Here is a 20,873-nt window from a genome sequence, read left to right as displayed (position 1 = left end):
CTCCTCGTCGACCGGGGTGACCAGTCCGCCACCCCGGCCCCGACGCAGCGGTGGACCCCCGAGTCGATACCACAACGACTGCGCACCCCGCCGTGACATCCCTACCGCCCGGGCCGCTTTCCCTTGCGGCACACCACCACAGATCAGCCGGACGAACCGCCGCCGATTCAACAATCCCAACGCCATCCCAGCCTCCTCACGATCACCTTGTTGCTGTGACCATATGAATCCGCCAGCCGAATTCAGCGCGACAAGTGCGCACAACGCGAGGGGCGGGGGACGAAACGGGCGCGACACTAGGCTGGACGGCGTGACCTCCCCCGAACTGACGCTCACCGTCCGGCTCAACACGTCCGCCGCGGACGCCCGGCGCGGGGTGGTGCGACTGCACCCCGAAGTTCTTGCGGCGCTGGGACTGCGGGAGTGGGATGCGATCGCTCTCGTCGGGGCGCGTCGGACCGCCGCGGTCGCGGGCCTCGCACCGGTCGGCACCCCCACCGGGACGGCCCTGCTCGACGACGTCACCCTCTCCAATACCGGTCTGCGGGAGAACGCGACGGTGGTCGTCGCCCCCGCCACCGTGTACGGGGCGCGGGCGGTGACGGTGAGCGGGTCGGCGATGGCGCAGCAGGCGATCTCGGAGGTGACGCTGCGGCAGGCGCTGCTCGGCAAGGTCCTCACCGTCGGGGACGCGGTGTCGCTGCTGCCGCGGGATCTCGGCCCGGGCACCAGTACGACGTCGGCGACTCAGGCACTGTCGCGGGCGTTCGGGGTGACGTGGACGTCGGAGTTGCTGACGGTGACGGGGGTCGACCCGTCCGGTGGTCCGGTGAGCGTGCAACCGAATTCTGCGGCCAGCTGGGGCGCCGGGGTGCCGACAGGAACTCCTGTCGCACAACAGATTTCGATGGTCACCAGTGACCAACCAGCCGACGCTGTCCCGGTCGACGACCTGGTGGGGGTGGCAGCGCAGGCCGGCAAGCTCGGCGAGTGGCTGGCGCTCGCCCTGGACGAACCCGAACTTCTGCGCACGCTCGGTGCGTCCCCGCATCTCGGGGTGCTGGTCACCGGCCCGGCGGGGGTCGGCAAGGCGACGCTGGCCCGGTCGGTCCTCGCGACGCGGCGGGTCGTCGAACTCGACGGTCCGGGGGTCGGCGCGTCCGAGGCACAGTCGCGGCTCGAGCGGGTGGTCGCGGCGGTCGACGCGGTCCGGTCCGGTGGCGTCCTGCTGGTCACCGACGTCGATGCGCTGCTGCCGTCGGTCCGGGAACCGGTGTCGACGCTGATCCTCGACCAGTTGCGGCGGGCCGTGAACACCGAGTCGGTGGCGTTCGTCGCGACCACCGCGCATCCCGAATCACTCGACGACCGGCTGCGCGCGCAGGACCTGTGCGATCGGGAACTGTCGCTGCCTCTGCCGGACGGTGCGGGCCGGCGACTACTGCTCGAGCATCTGCTCCGGAAGGTACCGACCGACGACCTGAACGTCGGCGAAATTGCTTCGCGCACTCCGGGTTTCGTCGTCTCCGACCTGGCCGCCCTGTGCCGGGAGGCGGCGCTGCGGGCGGCGGCACGGGCGAACGCCGACAAGTCGGAGCCGCGGCTGACGCAGGCGGATCTGGTGGGTGCGCTCGACGTGATCCGGCCGCTGTCCCGTTCCGGCACCGAGGAACTCGCGATCGGCAGCGTCACCCTCGACGATGTCGGCGACATGGTCGAGACCAAACAGGCGCTCACCGAGGCGGTGCTGTGGCCGCTGCAGCACCCGGATTCGTTCGCCCGCCTGGGCGTCGAACCGCCGCGCGGCGTCCTGCTGTACGGTCCACCCGGCTGCGGTAAGACGTATCTTGTTCGCGCCCTTGCCAGTTCGGGCCAGCTCAGTGTGCACGCGGTCAAGGGTGCGGAACTGATGGACAAGTGGGTCGGCGCGTCGGAGAAGGCGGTCCGCGAGCTGTTCCAGCGGGCCCGGGACTCCGCGCCGTCGCTGATCTTCCTCGACGAGGTGGACGCGCTCGCCCCGCGCCGCGGGCAGAGCTCCGACTCCGGCGTCACCGACCGGGTCGTGGCCGCGCTGCTCACCGAACTCGACGGCGTCGAACCGCTGCGTGACGTCGTCGTGCTCGGCGCCACCAACCGGCCCGACCTCATCGACCCGGCGCTGCTGCGTCCCGGCCGGCTCGAGCGTCTCGTGTTCGTGCCGCCGCCGGACGCCGATGCGCGCCGGGAGATCCTGCGGACGTCGGGCAAATCGGTGCCGCTCGCCGACGACGTGGATCTCGACGACCTCGCCTGCGACCTGGACGGCTACTCGGCCGCCGACTGCTCGGCGCTGCTGCGGGAGGCTGCGCTCACCGCGATGCGCCGCGACGTCGATGCCGCCACCGTCACCGCCGACGACGTCGCGGCGGCCCGGCAGACGGTGCGGCCGTCGCTCGATGCGGCGCAGGTGGCGCATCTGAAGGAGTACGCGGAGAACCGCTGACCGGGCCGGTAGCGTCGAGGCGGTGACCACGAACGTCCGTGCGCTCCTGACCGCCGCTGCCGCCCTGTTCGGTGGTGCACTGGGCACGTATGCGCTGATCAGCCCGCCCGAATGGTACGGCGCATTCTCGGCGTCGCCCCGCCAGTTGCAGTCGTGGCTCAGTGCGGTCCCGACGGCCGTCGCGATCGGCACCGTGGTCGCCGTCCTCGCCTACGGGGCGGTGCAGCGCGCCCGCACCACCCGGCCGTCGTGGGTGACGGCGGCCGTCGCGACCGTCGTGCTGGTCGCGATCCGGTTCGCGGTGCACGGCGCCGACGACGTCGGTGTGCTGACGCTCCTGCACTACGGCAAGTGCATCGCCGCGGGAATCCTGCTGGGGGCGACGGTCGCGGCGGCGTGGGCCCGTCCGCTCCCACGGTTGGCGCTGGTGACGGCGGTCGCGTCGACGTTCGTCCTCGCGCACGGCGCCCGCGCCGACTGGTCGCCGAGCACCTCCACCCTCGGCGAGCCGTCGTGGTGGATCCTCGTGCCCGCCCTCGTCCTCACGATCGGGTGCGCCGTCACGGTCCCGACCGGACGCCACCCCGACGAACCGGCCCGCGCCATCCCGGAGGTCGCGGGCCGGGTCGCGGTCGCCGCAGTGACACTCGCCGTCGCTCATCGACTGCTCGGCGCGTGGATCGACGGACAGGACACCTCCCGTTTCCGGTTGTGGATCGTCATCGGCATCAGCCTGGTGCTCGTCGTCTCACTCACCGAACTGTGGGCCCGGCGGTCGAGGTCACCGTTCCTGTTCGCCGCGACCGCCGTCGCCGCCACCGTCCCGTTCGTCGCGACCGTGCTGTGGCGGGAATCCCTGCACCATCTCGCGTGGGCGGTGGTGCTCGTCGGGGTCGCGACGGTGGCGGCCGGTGTCGTGGCGGCGCCGCGACTGCCGTCACCCGTGATCGGCCCGGCCGTCCTCGCGGTGATCCCGATCTGGACGCTGATCGATCCGACCCCGTCCGACGGTGCCGGCCCGCTGCTCGTCGAACTCGCCGTCCTCGGCGCCGGCATCGGCCTCACGCTCGGGGCGACACTGCCGGGCAGTGGCACGACCGCAGCCCTGGGACTCGTCGTGCCACTGCTGTCGCTGGTGTTCACGACGGTCGTCGACATCACGACGCGGTTCACGATCTACACGGCGTCGTACGAACCGCTGCCCGGCGTTCCGTCCGCCGTCGACTCGCCGTCGGATACGAACGCACTCCTCGTGTCCTCTGCCGACGCCATCACCTTCGACCGACTGGCCGCGGCGGCCCTGCTGCTGGTGGTGGTGTTCTGTGGTCTGGCGTTGCGGGGCGTCCGTTCAGTCGACGAGTCCGAGTTCCCGGAGTCGGGCGAAGACGAGGCGTGAGCCGGGGGCGGTGTCGGGGAGGGCGAGGTATTCGGCTTCGGTGAAGTACCGGATTTCGTCGACTTCGCTGGTGGCGTGGGGTTCGTCGGCGAGGTCGGCGAGGTAGCAGGTCATGTGCAGTCGGGTGCCGGGGCGGTGCCCGAAGGCGGGGGCTTCGAACACGCCGAGTTCGCGGAGGGTGCCGGGGACGATGTCGGTGTCGAGTTCTTCGCGGATCTCGCGGTGCAGGGCCTGTTCGGGGGTTTCACCGGGGTCGATCTTGCCGCCGGCCATGTAGAACGCGCTCTTGCCGGACGAGCGTGCCTGCAGCAGGCGGCGGTCGCGGATGTGGGCGAGGGCGGCGGTGCGGATCACGGGGAGGTTGTCGTCGGGCACGCGTCGAAACGTACTCTCCTGGCTCCCCACCGCGCCCACATGCCGGATCTGTCCGTTTCCTACCGCTCGCGGGTGTTGTCGTCCTCTCGAGTAGAATGGCTCCGGTAGTCCATTTCGCGACCTGTTCGCACGGTCTGCTCGACTCTCGGTTCACACCGATTCGTCACCCCGCCGCCCGACAAACCCGACGGAGTGCCATTTGCTTGTCGTATTGATCGCTCACGCGCTAGCTGCTGTTCTGGCTCCACTCGTCGTGCGATCAATGGGGCGCAACGCTTTCTTCCCCCTCGCTCTCGTGCCGTTCGCGAGCCTCGGCTGGGTGATCGCGAACTGGGGTGTCGAACGCGAACTGCACATCCGCTGGGTTCCCGGCCTGTCGATGGACATCGACATGCGGTTCGATTCGCTGGCCGCGATCATGTCGGTACTCGTGCTCGGCGTCGGCACCCTGATCCTGGTCTACTGCGCCCGGTACTTCACCGACGACGAACCCCGCCTCGGCATCTTCGCCGCACTGATGGTCGCGTTCGCGGGTGCCATGTTCGGCCTTGTGACCAGCGACAACATGATCATCCTCTACACGTTCTGGGAACTGACGACGATCCTGTCGTTCCTGCTCGTGGGGCATTACGCCGAACGCGCGACCAGTCGCCGCGCCGCGACGCAGGCACTGCTGGTGACCACTGCCGGCGGTCTGGCGATGCTCGTCGGCATCATCATGCTCGGCCAGTTGGTGGGCAGCTACAACATCTCCGACGTCGTCGCGCACCCGCCGGACGGCTGGCTCGCGAGTGTCGCGATCGTGCTGGTGCTGATCGGCGCGCTGTCGAAGTCGGCGATCGTGCCGCTGCACTTCTGGCTGCCGGGCGCGATGGCCGCCCCCACCCCGGTCAGCGGTTACCTGCACGCGGCCGCGATGGTCAAGGCCGGCATCTATCTCGTGGCGCGGCTGGCCCCCGGATTCGCGGACTCGCCGACGTGGCGGGTCACGATCATCACGTTGGGCCTGGCCACGATGCTGCTCGCCGGGTGGCGGTCGCTGCGGTCGTTCGACCTCAAACTGGTGCTCGCGTTCGGCACCGTCAGCCAGCTGGGTTTCCTGACGGTCCTCGTCGGCGTCGGCTCCCGCGACGCGGCCCTCGCCGGTATGACGATGGTGGTCGCGCACGCGATGTTCAAGGCCGCCCTGTTCATGGTGGTCGGCGTCATCGACCACACCACCGGCACCCGCGACATCCGCAAGCTGGCCCGGCTGGGGCACCACGCGCCGTGGCTGGCGACGATCGCGGCGCTCGCCGCGGCGTCGATGGCCGGGCTGCCTCCGCTGCTGGGGTTCGTCGGCAAGGAAGCCGCGCTCGAGTCGATCCTCACCACCGACGTGCTCGATCCGTGGGCGCGCACCGCGACGCTCGCCGGGATCGTGCTCGGCTCGGTTCTCACCCTCGCGTACAGCATCCGGTTCGTGTGGGGTGCGTTCGGCCGCAAGCGGCAGCGGTGGCCGAGCCCCGCCGTCGCGGGCATGCACGCCCCGTCCGCCCTGTTCATGGCCCCGGCCGGGCTGCTCGCGGTCGCCGGACTGGCGGCCGGACCTCTGTCGCCGCAGCTCGAGAAGCTGCTGACGCCGTACACGACGACCCTGCCGGCCGGTCCGCACGCCGACTACCACCTGGCGCTGTGGCACGGGTTCAACGTGCCGCTGCTGCTGACCGGGGTGGTCGTCGCGCTCGGCACGCTGCTGTTCGTCGCGCACCGCTGGGCGGCGGCGCACGTGCGGTTCCAGAATCCGCCGCTCGGCAACGCCGACCGCGTGTACGACGCCGTCCTGCGCGGCATGGACACGCTGTCGATGCGGCTGACGGGCTTCACGCAGCGTGGTTCGCTGCCGCTGACGCAGTCGACGATCCTCGCGACGCTGGTGCTGCTGCCGGTGATCCTGCTGGCGCTGCGCACCGACGTGTGGGCGCGGATCCGGCTGTGGGAGTCGCCGCTGCAGTTGGCCGTCGGCGTCATGATGATCTCGGCGGCGCTCGCCGCGGTGGTGATGCGCAACCGTCTGGCCGCAGTGATCCTCGTCGGCATGAGCGGCTACGGCTGCGGTGTGCTGTTCGCGCTGCACGGCGCCCCCGATCTGGCGCTCACCCAGTTCCTCGTCGAAACCCTCACTCTGGTGATCTTCGTGCTGGTGCTGCGCAAGCTGCCCGCCGAGATCGACGAACGGCAGGCCGTCGGCTTCAAGCTGCCGCGCGCGCTGCTCGCGGTCGGGGTCGGGGCCACGATCACGACGCTCGCCGCGTACGCGATGAACGCCCGCAACTCGGTCCCGATCTACCACGAGTTGCCCGAGGCCGCGTACACGCTCGGCAACGGCCGCAACATCGTCAACGTGCTGCTCGTCGACATCCGCGCGTGGGACACGCTCGGTGAGATCTCGGTGCTGCTGGTCGCCGCGACCGGGGTCGCGAGCCTGGTGTTCCGGCACCGCCGGTTCGGGACCGCACCGCGGGTGTCCGACGCCCCGTCCGTCGTGCTGGACGCGGCCGCGTCGAACACGGAGACGACGTGGCTGCGCGGCGGCGACCTCATCGATCCGCGGCACCGGTCGCTGGTCCTCGAGGTGACGACCCGGCTGATCTTCCCGACGATGATGGTGCTGTCGGTGTATTTCTTCTTCTCCGGCCACAACGCGCCGGGCGGCGGGTTCGCGGGCGGTCTGACGGCCGGTCTGGCGCTGGTGCTGCGGTATCTCGCCGGCGGCCGCTACGAGCTCGGCGAGGCGGTTCCGATCGACGCCGGGAAGATCCTCGGCATCGGCCTGCTGTTCGCCGCCGGGACCGCGGTGGCGTCGCTGCTGCTGGGGGCGCCGCCGCTGTCGTCGGCGGTGTTCGAGGTGACGCTGCCGCTGCTCGGCCACATCAAACTCGTCACCGCACTGTTCTTCGACCTGGGGGTGTACCTGATCGTGGTGGGCCTCGTGCTCGACGTGCTCCGCAGTCTCGGGGCCCGGCTCGACGCGAAGGAGGAGGTGAACGCGTGATGGACGCCGACCTCGTCTCGCTGATCATCGTCGGTGTGCTGTCCGCGGCGGGCGTGTACCTGCTGATCGAACGCAGCATCACCCGCATGCTGCTGGGCCTGCTGCTCATCGGCAACGCCGTCAACCTGCTCATCCTCACCATCGGTGGCCGGCCCGGGAACCCGCCGATCGTCGGACGCGAGTCGATCCACGGGGAGATGGCCGATCCGCTCGCGCAGGCGATGATCCTGACCGCGATCGTCATCACGATGGGCATCGCCGCGTTCGTGCTGGCCCTCGCCTACCGCTCCTACAAGATCAACACCACGGATCGGGTCGACGACGACACCGAGGACACCAAGGTTCTGCGGCGGCGCAGCCCCGCCGAGGCCCCCGACCGCGACCGCTCCGACGACCCGGTCACCGGTGCACCGTCCAAGATCGGCGACGCCTTCGACGCCGAGGGCAACCCGATCCCCGTCGAACTCGTCGAGGAACCCGAGGACTACCGGGCGTCCGAGAACACGCTGGACAGCCACGACGGCGCGCAACCCGGAACGGTGGGAGAACGACTGTGAACCTCTCCTCCGATCTCATCGGCGTCCTGGCGCCGCTGCCCGTCCTGATCCCGATGATCGCCGCGGCCGCGACCCTGGTCGTCGGCCGCCGCTCCACCGTCCAACGCTGGATCACCCTGGGCGCGCTGGTCGCCGTCACCGCGATCTCTGCGATGCTGCTGTACCTCGCCGACCGGCACGGCACCACCGCGATCCAGGTCGGCGGCTGGGACACCCCGATCGGCATCACCCTGGTCGTGGACCGATTGTCGGCGCTGATGCTGCTGGTGTCGGCGATCGTGCTGCTCGCCGTCATGATCTTCTCGGTCGGTCAGGGCATCCGCGACGGCCACGAGCAGCAACCGGTGTCGATCTTCCTGCCCACGTATCTCGCGCTCACCGCGGGCGTGTGCAACGCGTTCCTCGCCGGCGACCTGTTCAACCTGTACGTCGGCTTCGAGGTGCTGCTCGCGGCGAGCTTCGTGCTGCTCACGCTGGGCGCGAGCGCCGACCGGGTCCGGGCCGGTGTCTCGTACGTCATGGTGTCGGTGGTGTCGTCGCTGATCTTCCTGTGCGGCATCGCGTTCGCGTACGCCGCGACCGGCACCCTGAATCTGGCGCAGATGGCGCTGCGGTTCGACGACATCCCCGTCGGCACCCGCATGGCGATCTTCGGGGTGCTGCTGGTGGCGTTCGGCATCAAGGCCGCGGTGTTCCCGCTGTCGACGTGGCTGCCGGACTCCTATCCCACCGCACCGGCCCCGGTCACCGCGGTGTTCGCGGGTCTGCTCACCAAGGTCGGCGTGTACGCGATCATCCGCGCGCACACGCTGCTGTTCCCGCAGGGCGAGCTCGACGGCATCCTCATGGTGTGCGGTCTGCTCACGATGCTCGTCGGCATCCTCGGTGCGATCGCCCAGTCCGACATCAAACGTCTGCTGTCGTTCACCCTGGTCAGCCACATCGGCTACATGATCTTCGGTATCGCGCTGTCCACCCAGTCGGGACTGTCGGGTGCCGTCTACTACGTGGCGCACCACATCATCGTGCAGACCACCCTGTTCCTGGTGGTCGGCCTGATCGAGCGGCAGGGCGGGTCGTCGTCGCTGCGCCGGCTCGGTGGCCTCGCCGCGGCCAGCCCGGTGCTCGCGATCGTGTTCCTGGTCCCCGCCCTCAACCTGGGTGGTATTCCCCCGTTCTCCGGGTTCATCGGCAAGATCGCGCTGTTGCAGGCCGGTGTCGCGCACCCGAGCGTGCTGTCGTGGACGCTCGTCGCGGGCGGCACCGTCACGAGCCTGCTGACGCTGTACGTCATGGCCCGCGTGTGGACCAAGGCGTTCTGGCGGGCCCGCGCCGACGCCCCCGAGGGCGACCTCGCGGACGTCAGTCCGTCCGCCCTCATCGACGAATCCGAGGAGGACATCGCGTTCGTCGACCGTGAGGATGTCGGACGGATGCCGGTGTTCATGCTGGCCCCGACGATCGGCCTGGTCGTGGTGGGCCTGGCGCTCACCCTGTTCGCCGGCCCGATGATCGGTGTCAGCGACCGCGCCGCGAAGGACCTGCAGAACCGCGACGTGTACATCAGTTCGGTTCTCGGCGAGGGAGGCGGACGATGACCCGGGAACGCGTGCTGCGGTTCGGCATCCTCGCGTGGCTGGCGCTGGTGTGGACCCTGCTGTGGGGCACGTTCAGCATCGCCAACCTGCTCGGCGGTCTCGCCGTCGGCGCGCTCATCATGTGGCTGCTGCCGCTGCCGCGGGTGCCCGTCGAGGGCCGGGTGCACCTGTGGTCGATGGTGAAACTGGTCGGGATGAGCGTCGTCTACGCCGCCCAGTCGAGCATGCAGGTGGCGTGGCTCGCGCTGCGCCCCGGCCCGCCCCCCATCACCGGGGTGCTGCGCTGCAAGCTCGGCATCAAATCGGATCTGGTGCTCACCCTGTGCATCGACGTGCTCAACCTGATCCCCGGCACCATGGTGCTCGAGGTCGATCAGGCCCGCCGCGTCGTGTACGTCCACGTCCTCGACGTCGGCACCACGAAGGCCGTCGACCAGTTCTATCGGACCACCCGCCGGCTCGAGCGGCTGTTCATCAACGCGTTCGAACGGGACTCCGACTGGCAGCCGGCACCGTGGCATCTGCGCGACTACGAATACCACGACCAGGGCAGGGAGGATCCGTCATGACCGCCGTGATGGTCATCGCCGGAGCGATGCTGGTGGCAGCGGCGCTGCTGACCACCTACCGGTTGCTCGCCGGACCGAGCAGCCTCGACCGCCTCGTCGCGATGGACACCCTCGTGGCGACCGCGATCGGCGGGCTGTCGGTGTGGGCGGCGTACACGCGGGACACCACGATCGTCCCGGCGATCGTCGCGCTCGCCCTCGTCGGCTACGTCGGCTCGATCAGCGTCGCCCGATTCCGGGTGAGTGACGACTCGTGAACACGTTCCTCGACGTCGTGGCCGCCGTCTGCATCCTCGTCGGCGCCCTGCTCGCACTGACCGCCGCGATCGGCATCGTCCGCTTCCCCGACACCCTGTCCCGCATGCACGCCGCCTCCAAACCCCAGGTCATCGGCCTGGTGCTGGTGCTCATCGGGTCGGTGATCCGGTTGCACGGCAACGTCGACATCTGGATGCTCGTGCTCGTCGGCCTGTTCACGCTGCTCACCGCACCGGTGATCGCACACAGCGTCGGCCGCGTCGCCTACCGCGAACAGCGGGGCCGCGACGGACTGCTCATGGACCAGTACGACGACGATCCGACCGCGTTCCGCTGACGCCGCCGCCCATACTTCGGCACCCGCCCCTCAGCAGCCGCGTTTTGCGCACTCAGCGCGAGGGTTCGGGGCCGGAATCTCGCGTCAAGTGCGCAAAACGCGGGGACGGGGCGACGGAGTGGAAGACGCGCCAGTAGGTGTACGCGAACAGCGCCGGCACGCCCAGCAGCAGGGGCGCCGACACCATCGGATATTCGGCGATCGGCACCGACAGGTACCGGTAGCTCAGCAGCAGCACCGCGAGCAGTAGTGCACCGCAGGTGACGAGCCTGATCCGGAACCGGTCCCAGCCGCGTTCCGGGTCGCGCAGTGCCGACTCGAGGGTCAGCGTGAGGACGACGCCGGCGATCAGGTCGACGCCGTAGTGGTAGCCGAAGCCGAGGGTCGCGGTGAGGGTGGCGACGAGCCAGAACGTGCCGCCCCAGCGCAGCCACCGCGGGCCCTGCCTCGAGTGCAGGAAGATCGCGAGCGCCCATGCGGTGTGCAGGCTGGGCATGCAGTTGCGGGGGGTGACGTCGTCGAACGGCATCGCCGCCGGTGCGAGATCGAACGGGACGACGGCGGGCCAGGCGTCGGGGAACGCGAAGATCGGGCCGACCACGGGGAACAGGATGTAGAACGCCGGTCCGACGAGCCCGATCAGCAGGAACGTGCGCACCAGGTGGTGTGACGGCCAGCCGCGGCGCAACTGGTGGAGGGCGACGACGATCGCGGCGACGGGCAGTTCGATGTACACCCAGTGCAGGACGCCGTAGCCGACCGGTCCGAGCGCGTCGACGACCCGGCCCATCACCCACGACGGGTTGCCGAGCGCGTGGTCGGCGAGTTGGACGTACGGGTCGAGGACCTGCGGTCCGGCGAGGATCGTGATGTGCAGCCACACGTCCCCGAATTTGGTGGCGACGATCAGCAGGGCGCCGAGGCCGACGCCCATGAGTGCGCCCCGACGCTGTTCGCCCCGCAGGGACCGGGCCGCCCACACCCCGGTCGCGGTCAGCACGATCACCGCACCGTTGCCGACGGTCAGCGGCCCACCTGCGAGGTGGCGGATCGCGGCGACGACGACGTCGATTCCGACGGCGCTCGACAGGGCGATCACCCGCTGCCGGTTCGTCAGCCCCACCATCGCGAGCGCGAGTCCCGCCCACGGCACGGACGCCGACTTGGGGGTGCCGGCGACGTCGTCGAGCAGGCTCGCGAGAGGGCCGGGGAACCCGTGGGTGGAGGCGAAGGCCTGCAGCACGACGAGGACGCCGATCACCGCGACGACACCGCCGACGAGCAGTCGTCGGCGAACATCCGGGGTCAGCCGTATCTGCCCTGTCCGGGCACCGTCGTCCACCAGCACGACGTACATCGTAAACGGCGGGTGAATGCGGGCTTACGTGTCGAGTTCGTCGACGAGGGATGCTACGACGGCCCGGACGTCTCCGCCGGTGGCGGCGGCGACCTTGCGTTGCCGTTGGTACGACGCCCCGCGCCGCGGAATGTCGGCGACGCGGGCGAGTTCGTCGGCGCAGCCGAGCCGGACGGCGGTGGGGGTGAGTTGTTCGAGCAGGTCGTGGAGGTCGTCGGTGACGAGCCGTTCCCGGTTGTCGGCGCCGAGGATCACTTCGGCGTCGAGCCCGTATCGTGCTGCGCGCCACTTGTTTTCCTGCACGTGCCACGGCGGCATCGACGGCAGGGTCTCGCCCGCTTCGAGCCGGCGGTCGAGGTCGACGACCAGGCAGTGGATGAGCGCGACGAGGGCGCCCAGTTCGGTGCGGGTGGAGATGCCGTCGCACACCCGGACCTCGATGGTGCCCCAGCGGGGTGCGGGACGGATGTCCCAGTGCAGGCCGCCGAGGTCGGTGACGACGCCGGTGGTGAACTGGTCGTGGACGAAGTCTTCGAACTGGTTCCAGCTCTCGAACTGGAACGGCAGCCCGGCGGTGGGCAGTTGCTGGAACATCAGGGCCCGGTTGCTGGCGTACCCGGTGTCGACGCCCGTCCACATCGGCGACGACGCCGAAAGCGCAAGCAGGTGAGGATATTTCAACAGGAGCGCGTTGATGATCGGGAACACCTTCTCCTTCGCGGAGATCCCGACGTGCACGTGCACACCCCAGATGAGCATCTGCCGGCCCCACCACTGGGTGCGTTCGATCAGTTCGTCGTAGTGCGGGGTGCGGGTGAGCAGTTGTGTGGACCACTGCGCGAACGGGTGGGTGCCGGCGCACATGAGGTCGACACCGAGCGGGCCTGCGGCGCGCCGCACCAGCGACAGGGTCTCGGCGAGATCGTCGACGGCCTCACCGACGGTGTCGCAGACACCGGTGACGAATTCGACGGTGTTGCGCAGCAACTCCTTGCTGACGCGGGGGTGTTCGGTGAGCGCGCCGACGGCGTCGAAGACGGTGGCAGCGGTGTTGGAGAGGTCGCGGGTGGTCCGGTCGACCAGCGCGATCTCCCATTCCACCCCGAGAGTCGGGCGCGGTGAGCCCGCGAAGGGAACGCCCACAGCCTCGATCCAACCACAGGGAGACGCCGGACGGCGGGGCCGTGTGGCCCCGCCGTCCGGTCGGATGTCGTGCTCGGGTGTCAGCCCTTGATGACACCGCAGGCGATGCGTGCGCCGGCATCGCCGGTGGCCAGGGTCTCCTGGTCCGCGGCGGCCGCGTAGCGGGTGGGGATGTTGCCGAAGTTGTCGGCGTCCGCGTGGATGACGACGGCGGTGCCCTTGCCGCCGTTCTTCAGGTCCTTCAGGGTGAAGGCGTCGGTGGTGGTGACGAGGTAGCCCATGCCGCCCTCACGCACCTCGAGCGAGGTGAGGTCGCCGCTGGCCGGGTGGCCGGTGTGGCCCTCGACCTGGAAGTGGCCGCCGGCGGACAGGAAGTTGCCGGGTTCACCGCCGGTGGGGGCGACGGAGTTGGGTTCGCACGTGCCGACCGAGTGGATGTGCAGGCCGTGGAAACCGGGCTTCAGGCCCTGCGCGTTGACGGTGACCTTGACGTAGTTGCCGGCCTCGGCGAGGGTCGCGGTGCCGACCTGGCTGCCCTTGGCGTCCTTCAGCTCGATCGACAGGGTCTCGCCGGCGGCCTCGGCGGAGCCCGCCTCGGCGTGCTCACCGGTCGGGGCGGGGGCACCGGTCCACACCGGCGGCGTGGTGCCCGGGATGTCGCTGGGCTCCTCGTTGTTCGAGCACGCGGTCAGGCCCAGGGCCGCGATCGCGACCAACGGGGTCACGACGCGCCAGGACTTGCGACGGGTGAATTGCGAGGCCATCGAACCGCTCCTTCGAGGTGGTTGAAATCTGCCGACGATCATAACCAGCAGGTCCGGTCGGTCTACTCGGAGGTGACGATCACGATCACGCCGGGTGATGCGCTGGCGATGCCGGAGAACCGAGGTTCGGCCTTGACGCCCAGCTCCGCGGCGATCTCCTCGGCGGCCTGCTTCTCGGATGCGCTGTTGCCGTAGTAGACAGTGGTGTTCTGGATCAGACCGTAGCTGTAGTTGCCGGTCTCGGAGACGTTCCAGCCGTCGGAGGTGAGGGTGTCCGCGGTGTCCGCGGCGAGACCGGAGACGGTGCTGTTGTTGAACACCCGGACCGGCACCGACTTGTCGGCCCGCGCGGAGGCACCGGAACTCGAGGTGGTCACCGGGGCCGCCTTGGTCGTCGACGCTGCAGTCCCCGATACCGCGGTCGGTAGTGCTGCCGTCGTGGTCGGGGCTGCCGCGGGGGCTGTGGTCGTGGTGGGCGCGACGGTGGTGGTCGGGGCCGCGGCGGCCGCGGTGACCGGCGCGGACTCGTCGGAGTCCGACCCGCCCAGGGAGGCGGCGCCCAGGCCGGCGAAGAGGATCGCGACGGCGATCAGCACCATCGCGATCGCGCGCAGCGGGGTGCCCGACGGCTCGGGGTTCGGGGTGCTCACGGGTCACGACCTTAATCGGCGCGTCCGACGGTTCCGGTACGGAGGGGACGACGGCCGGGGTTCGGGGGACGGCGGAGGGGCCGGCTCAGGTGGACAGATCGAAGCCGAGGCGACGCGCGGCCCGCGCCTTCTGCCGGCTGGCCCGCAGCCGCCGCAGCCGTTTGACCAGCATCGGGTCGGCGGCGAGTGCTTCGGGGCGGTCGACGAGGGCGTTGAGGACCTGGTAGTAGCGGGTGGCGGACAGCGAGAAGCGGTCCTTGATGGCTTCTTCCTTGGCGCCGGCGTACTTCCACCACTGCCGTTCGAAGGCGAGAATGTCGTGGTCCCGGCGGGTGAGGCCGTCGTCGCCGCGTTCGTCCCCCGACGTGCTGTCGGGCTGTTGCGACTGGTTCCGCGCTGCTGCGCCGTCCATCTCACTCCTCGACTGCTGGATCCGGGAAATCCAGTATGCCCCGAACACGAATTACACCGCTGTTGTTGCTGGTCATTGAATCACGGGGTCCCGACGTCCGGCGGGACGCGACGCCGGTGTCGCGCCCACTATCCTTGACGACCATGGCCATTCTTCCGATCCGGATCGTCGGTGACCCCGTCCTGCACGAGCCGACCCAGCCCGTGACCGAGTCCCCCGCCGAGCTCGCGGACCTGATCCGCGACATGTACGAGACGATGGACGCCGCGAACGGTGTCGGTCTGGCGGCCAACCAGGTCGGTGTCGCCAAGCGTCTGTTCGTCTACGACTGCCCCGACTACGAGGCCGGCAAGGACGCGTCGGGCAAGTACCCGATGCGCCGCGGCTGTGTGGTCAATCCGGTGCTGGAGACGTCGGAGATCCCGGAGACCATGCCGGACGAGGACGACGACGTCGAGGGCTGCCTGTCGGTGCCCGGTGAGCAGTTCCCGACGGGTCGCGCCGACTGGGCGAAGGTGACCGGTACCGACGAGGACGGCAATCCGGTCGTGCTCGAGGGCCGCGGGTTCTTCGCGCGGATGCTGCAGCACGAGACGGGGCACCTGGACGGGTTCCTGTACGTGGACGTGCTGATCGGCCGCAACAAGCGTGCGGCGAAGAAGACGATCAAGCGGGAGGGCTGGGGTGTGCCGAACCTGAGCTGGACGCCGGGGACCGTCGACGATCCGTTCGGCCACGACGATATCGACGACGAAGACTGACGAGATCGACAGACGGATGACGACGCAGCCGACGCTCGGCGGCCGGGTGGTGGTGCGGTACCGCCTGCCGCCCGGCGCGTCGCATCCGTTGACCGACGCCATCGGCACGCTCGAGCAGTTGGAGCCGTCGGTGGTGGTCCGCACCGCCGACGGCCGGGTGGTGGAGATCGACCGCGCCGCGGTGCTGCGGATGAAGGCGCTGGGCCCGCGACCCGAGCGTCGGGGCCGCGAACGTCGGGGCGACTGACTACTGTCTCGGGTGTGCGACTCGCGACGTGGAATGTGAACTCGGTCCGTGCCCGTACCGACCGGATCGTGGACTGGTTGTCCCGCACCGGTACCGATGTGCTGGCGATGCAGGAAACCAAGTGCAAGGACGAGCAGTTCCCGTACGAGCGGTTCGCCGAGGCCGGGTACGAGGTGGCGCACGTCGGGCTGAGTCAGTGGAACGGGGTGGCGATCGCGTCGCGGATCGGCCTCGAGGACGTGCAGGTCGGGTTCGCCGATCAGCCCGGTTTCCACAAGGATCCGGAGGCCGAGCAGGCGCGGGAGGCGCGGGCGATCGGGGCGACGGTCGGCGGGGTGCGGGTGTGGAGCCTGTATGTCCCGAACGGCCGGGAGCTCGCCGATCCGCACTACACGTACAAGTTGGAGTGGCTGGCGAAGCTGCGGGCGGACGCGCAGGGCTGGTTGGCGGCGGATCCGGGCGCGCAGATCGCGCTGGTGGGTGACTGGAATGTGGCGCCGACGGACGAGGACGTGTGGGATCCGTCGTTCTTCGACGGCAAGACGCACACATCGCAGCCGGAGCGGGACGCGTTCGACGCGTTCACCGAGGCCGGATTCGCGGATGTGGTGCGTCCGCACGCGCCGGGTCCGGGGGTGTACACGTACTGGGATTACACGCAGTTGCGGTTCCCGAAGAAGCAGGGCATGCGGATCGACTACGTGCTGGGGTCGCCGGCGTTCGCGGAACGGGTGACGGCCGCGCACATCGATCGGGACGAACGCAAGGGCAAGGGCGCGAGCGATCATGCGCCGGTGGTGGTGGATCTGGCCTGACGGCGGTCAGCCGGCCACGAGGTCGCCGCATTCGGGGTGCAGGCCGAGGTAGCGGGCGACGTAGGTGCAGACGGGCCGGATGCGGACGTCGTCGCGGCGGGCCCGGTCGAGGACGGCGGCGACGAGGACGGCCGCCCAGCCGCGGCCGCCGTGGTCTTCGTCGATCACGGTGTGCAGCAGGGTGAGCACGCCGCCTGCCGTGTCGCGGTGGTAGCCGAGGAGTCCGACGAGGTCGTCGCCGACCCACAGTTCGTAGCGTTCGCGGGCCGGGTTGTCGACGACCCGCACGGCGTCGTCGGTGACCGGGCGGGCGGCGCTGCGTGTCGATCCGGGGTTCACGTGTCCCATGAAACCGGCGGACGCGCCGGAGCGGGTCCGTTTCGGTACGGGTGGGGCGGTTCGATGCCGATCCGCGACCTGGTGGCGGGGTCGTGACGGGCTGTCAGTTCGACGCGGTGGTGTCCGCTTCGAGGGGTGCCATGAGGTCGCGGTATTCGGGGTGGGCGACGACGAACCGTTGGACGTACGTGCATACGGGGCGCACCCGCCAGCCGTAGCCGCGGGCGCGGTCGAGGGCGTCGCGCACCAGGACGGCGGCGAGGCCGCGGTGCCCGAAGTCTTCGACGACGACGGTGTGCATGAACGAGACGATCGGGGCGGCGCCGGGGCCGCGGCGGCCGGCGGGGGTGGTGTCGTAGTAGCCGACGATTCCCACCAGGTCCCCGTTGAGCCGCAACTCGAAGCGGTTCTGGTCGGTGTTGTCGGTGACGTCGGCACGGGGCGTATCGGCGAACACGACACCTCCTCGGGGCACGGTCGATGCAGTAGTGTGATCCACATCACTGTTTATACAGACGTGATGCAGGATTGTCAGGCATTTGACCGAATCGGGCGAGGATCCGCCGAATCGGGGCCCGCCCGGAAATCCGGCATTCCACCCCATCGAACCGGGGCGCACCCACGCCGGATCACACCGACACCCCGGCGGCGCAGCGCGCACCCACACCACCGCCTCCGGGCGCGGACCGGATCTCATGCAGCCACTGTGCGAGATCTGATCACTTTCTGCAGCAAGCACTTCCATGGAACACCCCGATGTCGACCGGTGATGAAACCCACACCGCAGGAACACTATTCATCGAGACGTCCGACGCCTCGACAGCGCCCTCGTCGAACCTTTTTGTACTGCAGTACAATTTGCTCGAGATCCCGGCCTCACCGGAGGCCCTCGGGAGCAGCCGCAAAGCGACTCGAGCACATGGACATTCGTCCAGATCGATGTGCCGGCCGGGTGCCTCTTCCACTTCTTCGTGAAACTTCCTGACACTGCCGATACCGGCGTGTACCTTTCGACGTGTACGAGAGGTCGGGTCACGAAGGACCGCTCGTGGGGGATTTCCGGGATACAGCAGTGGACATCACCGTTGCCCGCTGCAGATGTCGAGCAGACCACCGTCGAGTCGATACCCGGGAGCGGCGTTCACGTATCACCGTTCGGTATCCACTTCCCCTGCAGCATTTTTCGTGAGACATCTCGATACGAAGTTCCTTCTCGTGTGCTCGGCAAGATCTCCACGAACTCGATCGACCCCTGGCTTCAGGGGCGGAACCACTCGGGAGTGCTACATGCGAACGAATCTCACCCGCGCGGCTGTTCTCGCCGCCACCGCCGCACTCGTGCTGGCCGGCGCCGGAACTGCATCGGCTGCACCGCAGGCGCCGTACCAGTTCACAGGCTGGGACACGTGTCCACTCGACAGCCTGTTGAACAAGGATCCGGCCTCAGGCCAGCCCGTGCCCACACCTGGCGGATGCCAGACCGTGATCGTCAAGAGCGGCACCATGCAGCTCGGCGACCTCACGATCGACCTGCAGCCGAACAGCATGATGATCGCCGGCGGCAACAAAATCACCCCCGGCCCCCCTATGAACTGGGATTTCTTCCCCAAGAGCGGGGGACTACACTCCGCGCCGATCACGACCCCCGGCGGCGCACTCGGCACCGCATCCGCCGAGGGCTTCGGCCCCACTGCAATCACCGCCACAGTCGAGCAGGTGAGCACCCCCGTGTTCAATCTGCCGAGCCCCGAGGACATGACGGTGAAACTCCCTGTACGCCTGAAGTTGTCGAACCCGATGCTGGGCAACAACTGCTACATCGGTACCTCTGACAAGCCGGTGATCTTCGATCTGAAAGTCGACCCCGACACCGGCGGTCAGCCCAGCGCCATTCCTGGTGGAGCAGTCGGCACGTACTTCCCCGACTACACCGCCAGTGCCACAGATTTCGCTGTGCCGGGCGCTACAGGTTGTGGGCTCTTCGGCTCGCTCAACTGGGCAGTGAACCTTCGAGCCGGGCTTCCCTCGGCCAGCGGCAAGAACTCCCTGACGACGACGGTGGACATGTACACGGCCAGTTCGTGGTTGGTCCATCTGAACCGTCAGTGACGAAGAAAACCCATCAGAACACAGGAGGCATCACCATGAGAGCACTCGTTCGAGCGGGCCAGATCCTCGCCAGCGCTGCTGCTGCAGCCGCACTCACCGTGTCCGTGACCGGCGTAGCCGCCGCATCCACCACCGTCGTCCAGACCAGCACTCCGGTGACGGCAACCAGCAACTATCTGTCCATCACGGCCGGTAGCCATTATCTCGAGTGCTACACCGTGAGCGGCTCGGGTACCACACCCGCCGCAGGCTCCAACGTCAACGCGGGCACCGGTGGCATCGATATCCCGATCAGCAGCGTCAATCTGTCGAATTGCTACCTCGACGGCTTTACCGCCGCCACCGTCACAGCGACCCAGCCCTGGAAGATCAACGTCAGCGCCGACAGCGGTAGCCCCAAAGGCAGCCTGATCATGCCCGACAACAGTGCCACCGTCACGGCGGGCACCTGCTCGATCACCCTCATGCAGAGCAACATCGGCCCTCTGCCGTACAGCAAGCCCAACGTCACCGCGTCGAGCAGTCCAGGCATCACGTTCCTATCCAACGGTGTCGGTTCGTACTGCCCGCCGGCCACCGGCAGCACGCCGGCTGCGGGGAACCTGACCGGCACTTTGACGTTCTCGCCGGGCATCGACGTCACCACGTAAGACCAGGCTTCCAGCCGTCCCTGGTTCCGCTCGAGGCCGGGACGGCTGGAAGCTCCGGATCTTCATGAATCCATCTGAGCAAATTCACAATTCGAATGGGGGAAGTACATGCGCAAGTCCATTACCCGGTCGTCCGTCATCGCCGCGACAGCGGCCCTTGCACTCGTCGGCGGTGGCGTGGCCGCCGCGGAGAGCAGCCTGGGTAGCAGTGGCAGCTCGGGCAGCCTCTCTGGTTCCGAGGGCAGCAGCGGCTCACTCGGTTCCTCCGGTCCGGCCCCTCAGGATCCGTTCACCTTCACCGGCTGGGACACCTGCCCGGTCGAGGATCTGTTGAACAAGAACCCGGACACCGGTCAGCCCGTACCCACACCTGGCGGATGCCAGACCGTAATCGTCAAGACCGGCACCATGAAACTCGGCAACCTCACGGTGGATCTCGATCCCGACAGCATGATGATCGCCGGCGGCAACAAAATCACCCCCGGCCCCCCTATGACCTGGGACTTCTTCCCCAAGGACGGCGGCGTCCACGCCAATCCCATTCAGGTGCCGGGAGGTGCGTTGGGTGTGGGATCGGCCGAGGACTTCGGCCCCACCCGCATCATCGCCTCCGTCGAGCAGGTGGGAACCCCTGTGTTCAACCTTCCGAGTCCCGAGAACATGACGGTCAAACTCCCCATCCGGATCAAGCTGTCCAACCCACTACTCGGCGACAACTGCTACCTCGGTACCACCGACGATCCGATCGATCTCGATCTGAAGGTCGACCCCAGCACGGGTGGCCAGCCCGCGGGTATCCCATCCGGCGAAGTCGGCACCTACTTCCCGGGCTACGGAGCAGCGGCCACCGACTTCGCGGTCCCCGGCGCCACCGGCTGCGGACCTCTCGGTTCACTCAACTGGGCGGTCAATCTCCGCGCCGGACTTCCCTCGGCGTCCGGTAACTCACTGACGACGACGGTGGATATGTACACCGCCAGTTCCTGGATGGTCTACCAGAGCCAGCAGAATCCGTAAGCA

The 20,873-nt window shown here is 68.8% G+C and carries 22 protein-coding genes; 14 read left to right on the top strand and 8 right to left on the bottom strand.

Translation table 11 applies throughout. From position 1 onward, the window contains the following. Nucleotides 1-310 precede the first annotated feature (310 nt). Both E0497_RS07070 and E0497_RS07065 read left to right on the top strand, forming a co-directional pair. Nucleotides 311-2,482 carry an AAA family ATPase gene (locus E0497_RS07070; protein WP_137724070.1) on the top strand — a complete coding sequence of 724 codons (2,172 nt, stop codon included), beginning with the start codon at nucleotides 311-313 and terminating at the stop codon, nucleotides 2,480-2,482. A gap of 22 nt (nucleotides 2,483-2,504) precedes the next feature. Beyond that, a complete protein-coding gene (locus E0497_RS07065; protein WP_137724069.1) occupies nucleotides 2,505-3,878 on the top strand; it encodes a hypothetical protein in 1,374 nt (457 codons plus the stop codon). On the opposite strand, the gene E0497_RS07060 is transcribed toward E0497_RS07065, so the two are convergent. Beyond that, the gene (locus tag E0497_RS07060; RefSeq protein ID WP_137724068.1) at nucleotides 3,831-4,253 is read right to left on the bottom strand and encodes an NUDIX hydrolase; all 423 of its coding nucleotides are present in this window, start codon (nucleotides 4,251-4,253) and stop codon (nucleotides 3,831-3,833) included. The genes E0497_RS07065 and E0497_RS07060 overlap by 48 nt on opposite strands. Nucleotides 4,254-4,452: 199 nt before the next feature. On the opposite strand from E0497_RS07060, the gene E0497_RS07055 reads away from it, so the two are divergent. The 6 genes from E0497_RS07055 to mnhG are packed head-to-tail and all read left to right on the top strand — an operon-like array spanning nucleotide 4,453 to nucleotide 10,606. Further along, nucleotides 4,453-7,287 (top strand): Na+/H+ antiporter subunit A, encoded by a 2,835-nt coding sequence (locus E0497_RS07055; protein ID WP_137724067.1) that lies wholly within the window; start codon nucleotides 4,453-4,455, stop codon nucleotides 7,285-7,287. Then, a complete protein-coding gene (locus E0497_RS07050; protein WP_137724096.1) occupies nucleotides 7,287-7,844 on the top strand; it encodes a Na(+)/H(+) antiporter subunit C in 558 nt (185 codons plus the stop codon). Before E0497_RS07055 ends, E0497_RS07050 begins: the two co-directional genes overlap by 1 nt. Beyond that, entirely contained in the window at nucleotides 7,841-9,442 is a 1,602-nt protein-coding gene (locus E0497_RS07045) for a Na+/H+ antiporter subunit D (RefSeq protein WP_137724066.1), read from the top strand. Before E0497_RS07050 ends, E0497_RS07045 begins: the two co-directional genes overlap by 4 nt. Beyond that, nucleotides 9,439-10,011 (top strand): Na+/H+ antiporter subunit E, encoded by a 573-nt coding sequence (locus tag E0497_RS07040; RefSeq protein WP_137724065.1) that lies wholly within the window; start codon nucleotides 9,439-9,441, stop codon nucleotides 10,009-10,011. The genes E0497_RS07045 and E0497_RS07040 overlap by 4 nt, the downstream gene beginning before the upstream one ends. Further along, nucleotides 10,008-10,268, top strand: a complete 261-nt coding sequence (locus E0497_RS07035) for a monovalent cation/H+ antiporter complex subunit F (protein ID WP_137724064.1) — start codon at nucleotides 10,008-10,010, stop codon at nucleotides 10,266-10,268. The genes E0497_RS07040 and E0497_RS07035 overlap by 4 nt, the downstream gene beginning before the upstream one ends. Then, nucleotides 10,265-10,606: a monovalent cation/H(+) antiporter subunit G gene (mnhG, locus tag E0497_RS07030; RefSeq protein ID WP_137724063.1), complete on the top strand. Its 342-nt coding sequence runs from the start codon at nucleotides 10,265-10,267 to the stop codon at nucleotides 10,604-10,606. The genes E0497_RS07035 and mnhG overlap by 4 nt, the downstream gene beginning before the upstream one ends. A 52-nt stretch (nucleotides 10,607-10,658) precedes the next feature. Here mnhG and E0497_RS07025 read toward each other — a convergent pair whose 3' ends face one another. The 5 genes from E0497_RS07025 to E0497_RS07005 form a co-directional block, all read right to left on the bottom strand. Beyond that, nucleotides 10,659-11,963, bottom strand: coding sequence for a phosphatase PAP2 family protein (locus E0497_RS07025; RefSeq protein ID WP_137724062.1), 1,305 nt, complete (start codon nucleotides 11,961-11,963; stop codon nucleotides 10,659-10,661). 24 nt (nucleotides 11,964-11,987) lie between these two features. After that, nucleotides 11,988-13,106: a glutamate--cysteine ligase gene (locus E0497_RS07020; RefSeq protein WP_137724061.1), complete on the bottom strand. Its 1,119-nt coding sequence runs from the start codon at nucleotides 13,104-13,106 to the stop codon at nucleotides 11,988-11,990. 80 nt (nucleotides 13,107-13,186) lie between these two features. Then, nucleotides 13,187-13,870 (bottom strand): superoxide dismutase[Cu-Zn], encoded by a 684-nt coding sequence (gene sodC / locus E0497_RS07015; RefSeq protein ID WP_137724060.1) that lies wholly within the window; start codon nucleotides 13,868-13,870, stop codon nucleotides 13,187-13,189. Nucleotides 13,871-13,932: 62 nt separating this feature from the next. Next, the gene (locus E0497_RS07010; RefSeq protein WP_137724059.1) at nucleotides 13,933-14,520 is read right to left on the bottom strand and encodes a LytR C-terminal domain-containing protein; all 588 of its coding nucleotides are present in this window, start codon (nucleotides 14,518-14,520) and stop codon (nucleotides 13,933-13,935) included. Nucleotides 14,521-14,605: 85 nt separating this feature from the next. Then, a complete protein-coding gene (locus tag E0497_RS07005) occupies nucleotides 14,606-14,932 on the bottom strand; it encodes a DUF3263 domain-containing protein (protein ID WP_137724058.1) in 327 nt (108 codons plus the stop codon). A gap of 143 nt (nucleotides 14,933-15,075) precedes the next feature. Here E0497_RS07005 and E0497_RS07000 point away from each other — a divergent pair, with 143 nt between their 5' ends. From E0497_RS07000 to E0497_RS06990, 3 genes are read left to right on the top strand one after another with little or no spacing between them, the layout of a single operon-like run. After that, complete coding sequence (locus E0497_RS07000) at nucleotides 15,076-15,693, top strand: peptide deformylase (RefSeq protein ID WP_137724057.1); 618 nt, start codon at nucleotides 15,076-15,078, stop codon at nucleotides 15,691-15,693. Nucleotides 15,694-15,709: 16 nt separating this feature from the next. After that, nucleotides 15,710-15,940: a putative acetyltransferase gene (locus E0497_RS06995; RefSeq protein WP_137724056.1), complete on the top strand. Its 231-nt coding sequence runs from the start codon at nucleotides 15,710-15,712 to the stop codon at nucleotides 15,938-15,940. 14 nt (nucleotides 15,941-15,954) lie between these two features. Continuing rightward, complete coding sequence (locus tag E0497_RS06990; RefSeq protein WP_137724055.1) at nucleotides 15,955-16,755, top strand: exodeoxyribonuclease III; 801 nt, start codon at nucleotides 15,955-15,957, stop codon at nucleotides 16,753-16,755. Between the two features lie 6 nt (nucleotides 16,756-16,761). Here the strand turns inward: E0497_RS06990 and E0497_RS06985 are convergent, their stop codons facing one another. Next, a complete protein-coding gene (locus E0497_RS06985; protein ID WP_137724054.1) occupies nucleotides 16,762-17,103 on the bottom strand; it encodes a GNAT family N-acetyltransferase in 342 nt (113 codons plus the stop codon). Nucleotides 17,104-17,197: 94 nt separating this feature from the next. Next, a complete protein-coding gene (locus E0497_RS06980) occupies nucleotides 17,198-17,551 on the bottom strand; it encodes a GNAT family N-acetyltransferase (RefSeq protein WP_137724053.1) in 354 nt (117 codons plus the stop codon). Nucleotides 17,552-18,381: 830 nt separating this feature from the next. Here E0497_RS06980 and E0497_RS06975 point away from each other — a divergent pair. The 3 genes from E0497_RS06975 to E0497_RS06965 all read left to right on the top strand — a co-directional run bounded on the left by E0497_RS06975 (nucleotide 18,382) and on the right by E0497_RS06965 (nucleotide 20,870). Further along, entirely contained in the window at nucleotides 18,382-19,203 is an 822-nt protein-coding gene (locus E0497_RS06975; RefSeq protein WP_137724052.1) for a hypothetical protein, read from the top strand. Beyond that, nucleotides 19,200-19,853 (top strand): hypothetical protein, encoded by a 654-nt coding sequence (locus tag E0497_RS06970; protein WP_161987391.1) that lies wholly within the window; start codon nucleotides 19,200-19,202, stop codon nucleotides 19,851-19,853. Before E0497_RS06975 ends, E0497_RS06970 begins: the two co-directional genes overlap by 4 nt. 177 nt (nucleotides 19,854-20,030) lie before the next feature. Further along, on the top strand, nucleotides 20,031-20,870 hold the full coding sequence (locus tag E0497_RS06965; protein ID WP_241665756.1) for a hypothetical protein: 840 nt from the start codon (nucleotides 20,031-20,033) through the stop codon (nucleotides 20,868-20,870). Nucleotides 20,871-20,873: the final 3 nt, after the last annotated feature.

It is taken from the genome of Prescottella subtropica (assembly GCF_005434945.1).
GTDB classification, from domain to species: domain Bacteria; phylum Actinomycetota; class Actinomycetes; order Mycobacteriales; family Mycobacteriaceae; genus Prescottella; species Prescottella subtropica.
Note: the sequence above shows the minus strand (reverse complement) of the source record. Positions and strands in the feature narration are given on the sequence as shown.

Excerpts from the sequence above, each read along its gene's own strand:
- E0497_RS07050 (WP_137724096.1), top strand. The coding sequence starts at position 7,287 with ATGGACGCCGACCTCGTCTCGCTGATCATCGTCGGTGTGCTGTCCGCG.
- E0497_RS07040 (WP_137724065.1), top strand. The coding sequence starts at position 9,439 with ATGACCCGGGAACGCGTGCTGCGGTTCGGCATCCTCGCGTGGCTGGCG.
- E0497_RS07035 (WP_137724064.1), top strand. The coding sequence starts at position 10,008 with ATGACCGCCGTGATGGTCATCGCCGGAGCGATGCTGGTGGCAGCGGCG.
- E0497_RS07025 (WP_137724062.1), bottom strand. The coding sequence starts at position 11,963 with ATGTACGTCGTGCTGGTGGACGACGGTGCCCGGACAGGGCAGATACGG.
- sodC (WP_137724060.1), bottom strand. The coding sequence starts at position 13,870 with ATGGCCTCGCAATTCACCCGTCGCAAGTCCTGGCGCGTCGTGACCCCG.
- E0497_RS07005 (WP_137724058.1), bottom strand. The coding sequence starts at position 14,932 with ATGGACGGCGCAGCAGCGCGGAACCAGTCGCAACAGCCCGACAGCACG.
- E0497_RS07000 (WP_137724057.1), top strand. The coding sequence starts at position 15,076 with ATGGCCATTCTTCCGATCCGGATCGTCGGTGACCCCGTCCTGCACGAG.
- E0497_RS06995 (WP_137724056.1), top strand. The coding sequence starts at position 15,710 with ATGACGACGCAGCCGACGCTCGGCGGCCGGGTGGTGGTGCGGTACCGC.
- E0497_RS06985 (WP_137724054.1), bottom strand. The coding sequence starts at position 17,103 with ATGGGACACGTGAACCCCGGATCGACACGCAGCGCCGCCCGCCCGGTC.
- E0497_RS06975 (WP_137724052.1), top strand. The coding sequence starts at position 18,382 with ATGCGAACGAATCTCACCCGCGCGGCTGTTCTCGCCGCCACCGCCGCA.